Origin of the sequence: Rhizobium sp. CF142, assembly GCF_000281145.1 — a bacterium.
Classification (GTDB): Bacteria; Pseudomonadota; Alphaproteobacteria; order Rhizobiales; family Rhizobiaceae; genus Rhizobium.
Genome location: NZ_AJWE01000019.1, coordinates 53,702 through 59,863, shown reverse-complemented (window position 1 = coordinate 59,863; position 6,162 = coordinate 53,702). Strand labels below are relative to the sequence as shown.

At 61.3% G+C, this 6,162-nt stretch carries 5 protein-coding genes and 1 other RNA gene; 4 read left to right on the top strand and 2 right to left on the bottom strand.

The window, feature by feature from the left end:
* Positions 1-684 (bottom strand): thymidylate synthase (locus PMI11_RS05880; RefSeq protein WP_007814453.1); only part of this gene is annotated, 684 nt, incomplete at its 3' end.
* Between the two features lie 114 nt (positions 685-798).
* Between PMI11_RS05880 and ssrA the strand changes: the two genes are divergently transcribed.
* From ssrA to PMI11_RS05865, 4 genes are all read left to right on the top strand, one after another.
* Positions 799-1,175: a transfer-messenger RNA gene (gene ssrA / locus PMI11_RS36145) on the top strand.
* 131 nt (positions 1,176-1,306) lie between these two features.
* Positions 1,307-1,819, top strand: coding sequence for an SspB family protein (locus PMI11_RS05875; RefSeq protein ID WP_007814451.1), 513 nt, complete (start codon positions 1,307-1,309; stop codon positions 1,817-1,819).
* 47 nt (positions 1,820-1,866) lie between these two features.
* Entirely contained in the window at positions 1,867-2,055 is a 189-nt protein-coding gene (locus PMI11_RS05870) for a DUF4169 family protein (protein WP_037070786.1), read from the top strand.
* 83 nt (positions 2,056-2,138) lie between these two features.
* A complete protein-coding gene (locus tag PMI11_RS05865; RefSeq protein ID WP_007814447.1) occupies positions 2,139-2,360 on the top strand; it encodes a ribbon-helix-helix domain-containing protein in 222 nt (73 codons plus the stop codon).
* A gap of 10 nt (positions 2,361-2,370) precedes the next feature.
* On the opposite strand, the gene PMI11_RS05860 is transcribed toward PMI11_RS05865, so the two are convergent.
* Positions 2,371-6,084 (bottom strand): AsmA family protein, encoded by a 3,714-nt coding sequence (locus PMI11_RS05860; RefSeq protein ID WP_007814445.1) that lies wholly within the window; start codon positions 6,082-6,084, stop codon positions 2,371-2,373.
* Positions 6,085-6,162 lie beyond the last annotated feature (78 nt).

The following is a 6,162-nucleotide window of genomic DNA, read 5'->3' as shown; positions in this document are numbered from 1 at the left end:
CGCCAGCGGCTTCGGCTGGCGCGCCAGCTGCAGCTTCGCCTGGTCGAAATGGTTGTGGTAAAGATGTGTATCACCGAGCGTATGGACGAACTCGCCATATTTCAGCCCGGTCACCTGCGCCACCATCATCGTCAGCAACGCATAGGAAGCGATGTTAAAGGGAACGCCGAGGAAGATGTCGGCCGAGCGCTGATAGAGTTGGCAGGAAAGTCTGCCGTCAGCCACATAGAACTGGAACAGGCAGTGACAGGGCGGCAATGCCATCTCGTCCACTTCCGCCGGGTTCCAGGCCGAAACGATGTGACGGCGGGAATTCGGGTTCTTGATGAGACCTTTTACGAGATTGTCGATCTGGTCGATATGCCCGCCATCCGGTGCCGGCCAGGAGCGCCACTGCGCGCCATAGACCGGGCCGAGATCACCTTTCTCGTCGGCCCATTCGTCCCAGATGCTGACGCCGTTTTCATGCAGGTAACGTATATTGGTCTCGCCCTTGAGGAACCACAGCAGTTCATAGATGATGGAGCGCAGGTGCAGCTTCTTCGTCGTCAGCACCGGAAAGCCGGCATCGAGATCGAAGCGCATCTGATAGCCGAAGACCGAACGCGTGCCGGTGCCTGTGCGGTCGCCCCGGTCGGTGCCGTTTTCCATCACATGGCTCAAGAGGTCGAGATATTGCTTCATGGTCGCCACTGATTCCTTTTGCACCTAATTTAAGGGCAAAGCGGCCGCAAACCAATGCGCCTTGCTGATTATCCAAGCAAATTCCCTGGAGAGCACGACGCTTTTATGACGTATCCCCTTCCCTTCCGGTAACAAAAACACTATATCACCCATGCCGGCTTTCGGGCCGGCTATGGCGATAAACGGGCGGTGGAATAAACCTATTGGACCCGGGGGCGGTACCCGGCGCCTCCACCAAAAGCAGGCGGATATCCTTTTGGAAAAGGGCCTGCTTTTGATGGGGGCGAAATAGGATCGACAAGGGTGTAAAGATCGACTTTTCGCTCGGCATGATACCGCCGTTATCGGGTCACAAGTGTAGTTGCAAACGACAACAACGCTAAGGAATACGCTCTCGCTGCCTAATGGCGGTGTGAGAATTCCGACCTAAGTCCTCTAGGTTAGCCCCTTGAGGCGGGGTCCGAAGGCACCTGGCAACAGAAGCCTTCACCTTCTCCCCTTTTTCGATGAAATCATGTATGCTTGATGAATGCATGAATCGGCTTGGCGCTTTCCCAAAGCGCCCGGACGTGCCATATAAGCTCGTGAAAAGACTTCCAAACCGACGAAAGACAGGAAAAGCATGGGGCAGGATCATATCCGCTACGACATTCTGGCACAGGACGCGTTGCGCGGTGTCATCCGCAAGGTCTTGACCGAAGTCGCAACGACGGGCCGTCTGCCCGGCGACCATCACTTCTTCATCACGTTTCTCACGGGCGCTCCCGGCGTGCGCATCTCGCAGCACCTGAAGTCCAAATATCCCGAGCAGATGACCATCGTCATCCAGCACCAGTTCTGGGAACTGAAGATCACCGAATCCCATTTCGAGATCGGCCTGTCCTTCTCAGACGTGCCGGAAAAGCTCGTCATTCCCTTTAACGCCATCCGCGGCTTCTACGACCCCTCGGTCAATTTCGAGCTGGAGTTCGACGTGCCCCTGAGCGACGGCGAGGAACTTCCGGCGGCCGAGATCACCGCCTATCCCGTTGATGCCGTCAAGGCGGAGGACGCGGCTGCAAAGCCTGCTGCAGAAGGCGAGGAAAAGAAACCGGGCTCCGTCGTTTCGCTGGATTCTTTCCGCAAGAAGCAGTAATGCCGAGGGAGGCGAAAGCCTCCCTTTTTCATGATGGAGGCAACCGCGTGAGCGCCGAAATCGTCAATCTACGCCAGTTCCGCAAGCAGCAGGCTCGCTCCGAAAAGGAGAAGCAGGCAGAGCAGAATCGTATCTCCCACGGCCGTACCAAGGCCGAAAAGCAATTGACCCGCGCCCTCAACGAAAAGGCCGAAAAGGCGCTTGATCAGGGCCGGATCGAAGACGACAAGACCTGATCGCCAGCGGGTGAAAAGCCTGGGCGATCAGACAGATGCGGTTCCTGACTGAATCGCTTTCTCAACGAAGACGAAGCAGGCCGATGATCCGCAAACATTCGGCGACATTGCACGGGCACCGCACCAGTTTCTCGCTGGAAGATGAGTTCTGGACCGAGTTGAAGGCGATTGCCGCAAGTCGCTCCATGCCGCTCGCAGCACTGATATCAGAAATAGACGATGGCCGCGCGCCTGACAGCAACCTCTCCTCGGCGCTGCGCCTGCACGTTCTGTGCTGGCTGAAAAACGCCGTGGCGAACGCCTGACCGGCCCTTTTTACTGGGCCTGAACGCCCGGCAACTGATCGAAATTGAGCTGGCCGGGCTGCAAGGGCTCGGCCCGCCGTGCAGCCTCCGCCTCCGACGCAGCCTTTGCCTTCGCTTCTGCCTCAGCCTTGGCGCGCGCCGCAGCTTCGGCAGCCGCCTTCGCCTCGGCTTCCGCCTTGCGCTGGGCCGCTTCCTGCGCAAGAGCCCTCAGCCGCTCTTCTTCCGCCTGTCGTTGCCGCTCGATCTCGGCAGCTGCAGCCCGCTGGGCGTCATTGAAGCGATAGAGCGCCACCTCGCGCCGCAGCCGCTGCTTTTCCAGCACATTGGTCTGCAGCCGCTCGACGCGCCGCCGCTCACGCTCGAAGGCGCGCAGCGAGAGAAAGCTGGTGATATCGGTCACATCCATCGTCTTGCCGGGCGAGGCCAGCAGGCCGGAGAAGTTCAGGCGGATGCCCGGCTCCGCGCCCGAAAGCGCCTCCGCGCCGGGATTGAGCCCGATACCAAGCGTGGCGCTGATGCGCCCCTGCGGCAGCTCGATCTGCGCGTCGGCGCTCAAATGCGCGAGATCGTTGGCAACGCTGACATTCTGGACCCGCAGCGTACCATCAGTCACGTTGAAGGGAATGCCGAGCGGCGGCAGCTTCGCCTCGCCATTGTTCAGCAGCGTTTCGACAATCGGATGTATCTTGCCGGCATTGATCTGGTCCTGCATCGGATCGGTGGCGGCCAGCAGCGGCGCCAGGATCGCAAGGTTCAACCCGCGAACGCTCGTCTCGCCGAGCCGGATTTCGCCCGAGCCATTCAGAGAACTCGCAATTTCCGAAACCGTCTTGCCTGAAGCTTCGAGCGCCAGCGACATGCCGAACTTGCCGTTGGCGACAGGAGCGCCGTCACGCGGCCAGACGACACCACCGAGATCGGAATCGGCAAGCGCCAGCCGCAACTGCAGGAAGCCCGTACCATTGGCATTCGTAACGAGCATATTACCGGAGAGCGCGCCGCCATCCCAGTTGCCGGCGATGTCGTTGAGCTGCAGCTCGTCGCCCTTATAGGCAACGTTTGAGGTGAAATCGTTCACCGCCGTGTTCAAAAGCCCGGGCCAGAACTGCTTGGCGGTAAGCTTCAGATTGACGTCGAGATCGCGGAAGAGCGGCAGGCCGAGGGCCGCCGTCGTCAACTGGCCGTTGGCGGGGTCGTTGATCTGCCCGAACACGGCTTCGCCGAGCCAGCCGAGATCGGCCTTGGAAAGTGCGAGCGTGCCGCTCGCCGTCGTCTTAGCAGCCTTGCGATCGAAGGTCAGCCCGCCGGCGAATTCATTGTCGGCCGCATGCCCGTTGAGATCCGCCAACACCACCTTGTCGGCATCGATGGTCGCGTTGGTCTGCAGCTTGAAGGGCAGCCCGGTGCCAAGCTCAGGCAGCGCGATGCCGTTCATGACCAGATACGGATCGAGATCGGCGCTTTCGAGCGATACGGCGACATTGCCGTTCATGAAAGTGTCGGGCCGTACATCGACCTTGCCGTTTGCCGTAAACGACGTCCGGTCTGTCGCGAAGGTCAGCGCGGCATCGGCAGGATCGTTGCCCGCCGCCGTTACCTTCAGCGTCATGCGGCCGTTGGCGCCTGCGTCGACCGGCAGCGGATCGAGACCCGCCTGCCCGAACAGGATCGACGGCACGGCATTGTCGAGCGTCGCCTCCAGCGTCGTCGTGCCGCTACCGGTCAGCGCCAGGAGGTCGGACATGCGGTAGTCGAGGTTGACGCGGCTGCCGTTCGAAACGCCTGCGAGCGTCACCGAAAGCGCATTGCCGTCGTCGCCGCCGAGCGTCAGCGCGCCGCGCAGCGCCGTATTGCCATACCAGCCGGCGTTGCGCACCAGCCGGTCCATCACAGGGTGATGTGGCAGATGCTCGCGCAGCATGACGAAGAAGGCGCCGGGATCGGCGGCCTTGAAGGTGATCTCGCCGGTGCCCTTATAGTCGAGCAGCGATCCCTCCGCTTTGCCCGTCGCCGTCAGTTCGGCGCCCGCAAGGTTCTTGATCGACAGCCGGTCGACGGAAAGCGCCCCGTCAGCAAGCGTAAAGGTCGTCTCGACATTGTCGGCCTGCACACCGAAGGCTGTGAATTTGTCGGCCTTGAGCTGTGCGGCAATCTTGTGATCGAGCACATTGTCGCCGGCATCCTGGCCGGTAAAGAGGCCGGTCAACGCCCTCAGCGCATCGAGATCGAGTGAATCACCATTGAGCGCAACGGAAAGCGACGGTGTCTGGCCGTTGGTCGCCTGCCGCTCCAGCCGACCCTTCAGCGTCGCAGCACCGATCGCGATCTCCAGGTTCTCGAAGCGCTGCAGATCATGCGTCAGGCTGACATTGGCGGAGAAACCGGCCTGCCGGAGCTGGCGGATCGCCGGATCGACCGAACCTGCCAGCCAGGAGGCAAGACCCGTAGGCTGTGTGGAGGCAACCACCATCTGGCCGTTGAAGGACGGATCACCCGTGAGCGTCAGCTTGCCCTTGCCTTCCACCTGCGTGCGGCCGGGCAGCGTGCCGACGGCATTGTCGATCATCCAGCCATTGCCGGCCGGCCTCAGTTCCAGCGCTACGTCACGGATCGTCGTATCGCCGGCAACGATTGCCGGCAGGCGCACCGTCGCCTTGCCCGGGACCTGCGGGATCGGCACCTGGCCGACAATTTCGAGCAGCGAGTTCAATCGCTGACGTGCCGAAACCGCAGGGTCGCGGTTGGTCTTGCCCGCGGCACCCTGATTGCCGATACGGTTGACGTCGATCTGCTGGCCATCGGCGGTCAGCAGGAATTCCGGCGCACTACCGGTGTCGAGCGTCGCCTCGCCCGTGATCACATAGGGGTCGTCGGTCGAGCCGACTTCCATGCGGTATTCGGGAACGCGGATGCGGTCGTTTGTGAGCTCGAAACGACCTTTGAGGCGCGGCGGCGGCGCTTCACCCTTTTCGGTCTTGCCGTCACGATCCGCGATCGCAGCCGAAAGCGTGCCCTGATAGTTCGGCCGGCTGTCGACGAGCTTGAGTTCGCCGTCGAGATCGACGCTGACGGGATGTTTTTCCGGGGCAAGCCGGGTGCGCACACGCAGCACCCCGTTTTCGTCCGGCTGGTTGCTGGAAATCGAAAAACTGCCATGTTCACCGTCGAGCGTGCCGTCGCCCTCGATGCGCCATGGACCGGCGAGCGACTTCGCCGACATTTCGGCATTGAGCCCCGTCACATGCCGCGAACGGCCGGACTGGTCGTCGATAAACTCGATCTCGCCGCCGTTGACATGCACATTTTCCAGAACGACGGTCTTGGCCGGAATTTCCGGCTGGCTGCCGCGCATCCAGTCCAGTGATCCGTCCTTCAGAAGCCGCAGCCGCACCTTGGGGTTGACGACGCGCATGTCGAAGATCAGCGCCTCGCCCGAGAGGAAAGGCGCAAGCTCGGCATCCATGGAGAACTGCTCGACCTGCACCACCGGCGTGCCGTCTTCTTCCTGGCCGACGCGCACGTCATGCAGCGTCACGGACGGAAACGGCAAAAGCCGTGCGTCGACCGTGCCATGCACCGTCACCTTCTTGCCGATGATGCGGCTTGCCTGATCCTCGAAATTCATCCGGAAATCCGTCCAGTCGATGAACAGCGGTGCCAGCAGCGCCACGAAGAGCACTACGACGATCACTCCTCCTAGAAAGACGAGGAACCGGCCTACCAAGTCAGGGATTCTCCATTCGGGATTCTGTTGCCGACACTAGCGCTATTCATGCCGGGGGCAAGGGCCAAGATCATGAGA